Genomic DNA, 1,716 nt, shown 5'->3' with positions numbered 1-1,716 from the left:
CAAACGAACTTTCCCCGTTGGTTGTAGCACCTGGTTTACTGGCGCTTCCTGGTTTGGGCCTGTTGCATCCTAAAACTGTTCCAGTTGCTAGCACGCTGTTAGTCATTGCATTCACGTGACCTAAAGTTGAACTCGTAGTCTCTCTGCAAGTAGTCCGAAACCCATAATTGAACGTTCCCAACACAACAGAAACCACGCGAGATTGTCTACCCCAAGGCATATCCAAAATCCAATCACTTGCCACATTGTAAGTTTTGTAACCTACTTTGACATCAGGGTCGCAATGGGCTATACTGCGCGTAACCGCGCAGTAACAACCTTTAAGGTTGTCACGAAGCACAGGCGATCGAGATGACCGAACTTGAAACAAAAATTTACATTTCTCTCTCTACTAGAAGTCGCAGAGCCTTAAAAAAGACCAAATCCCGATTTAGCAAAAAGCCAAGGAATTACTGGCCTAGAAGCGATTTAATTCAGCGGCTAACCCAACAATTTTTCATAACCGAGGCAGAAGCTTATACAGCTATGTTGAACATTCGTCAAGAGGTGCTTAGGGAGCAGAACCGGGGGTTCTAAGCGCTTGGGCAATTAACTCATCTATGCCGCTTGGTTTTGTGTCGGTAAATAACCGAATTTTTGGAGAGCTGGTTCTTTGATAATTTCCCCGTAACATTTTAATGCTATTTTCTTCAAACAACACTTTTTGTTGGTTAACGATCGTAAACCAAGCTGGATAAACGCGAACGGTGTCTTTGTAAAGGGCTACATTGGTTGCGCGGCGACCGACCTTTTTCTCTTCACCAACATTAAGAGTTAGTAATTCGCACTCGGTTAAACCTACTAAAGCTCGCAATCTTTCTTCTGCTTCTTGTTCGCTGCCTCCGTAAACAATCATGCAATGGATCCCATCGTTTGAAGCTTTTAACTTGCAAGTAGCTTTAAACCTGCCCCAATTGTACCCATTATTCCCGCCAGCAGCTAATTTAATTCGTTCCCAATCAACCATACTGCGTTTAAGGCAAGGAAGCGTGTATTCCGCTTTAGTTAGTACTCCATTAGGTGCGGATCTGTCCTTGTAGGGAGGTTTAGCTTTAATTGGCAAGCTAATTGGATTGCTACCAATAAGTTCTGTTCTAAAATTCCCTAAGTCGTCGCCGATATCTCTGTTATCAATTAACTGATAGTGCGATTGGGTGCTGACAATTTGAGGCAGCAACACCTTTTCGTTGCCAGCTAAAATTATTCTATCGTTAGGAATATCTCGATAGGGAGTAATTTCTACTACTCGCTGCTTGCCTAAAATATCAGCTTTAAATTTTTGTGCAGCAATCAAACTATCAATTGAATTGGCAACAACGTAACCAGCTTCTACGCAAGATTCAAAAAATTCCTCTAGCATTTCTTCTGTAAAGTTTCGCAGCGCTTCGTTAGGGATACTTTCAACTGCTTGCTCGGTTGCTGGCGCGAAACTCCAAGGTTTGGCTCCAGATGTACCCCAAGCTTGAACCGCTCGTTGAGCTTGCTCGGCAAATACTTGCCCAATTAAGGTTGAATTGTTGCGAATTAATTTTCGCACGTTTTTAAAATTACAAGCAAACAAAGTAGTCGCGGTGCCTCGAAAAACAGATCGAATTAAATTAGCTATTGAACTAGCCAATTCTTCAACCATTTGCTCGCCAACTTGTTTGAGGATCCCAGCGCCTGCAACTTCGTTAA

General features: G+C 42.8%; 1 protein-coding gene and 1 pseudogene. Both read right to left on the bottom strand.

Annotation, left to right across the window (positions count from 1 at the left end):
- A partial coding sequence (locus MiSe_RS48900) for a hypothetical protein (protein ID WP_226594757.1) occupies positions 1-370 on the bottom strand: 370 nt, incomplete at its 3' end.
- A 180-nt stretch (positions 371-550) separates the two neighbouring features.
- Positions 551-1,716, bottom strand: a pseudogene (locus MiSe_RS48895) (hypothetical protein); the annotation flags it as partial.

Source organism: Microseira wollei NIES-4236 (assembly GCF_020521235.1).
GTDB lineage: Bacteria > Cyanobacteriota > Cyanobacteriia > Cyanobacteriales > Aerosakkonemataceae > Microseira > Microseira wollei.
Note: the sequence above shows the minus strand (reverse complement) of the source record. Positions and strands in the feature narration are given on the sequence as shown.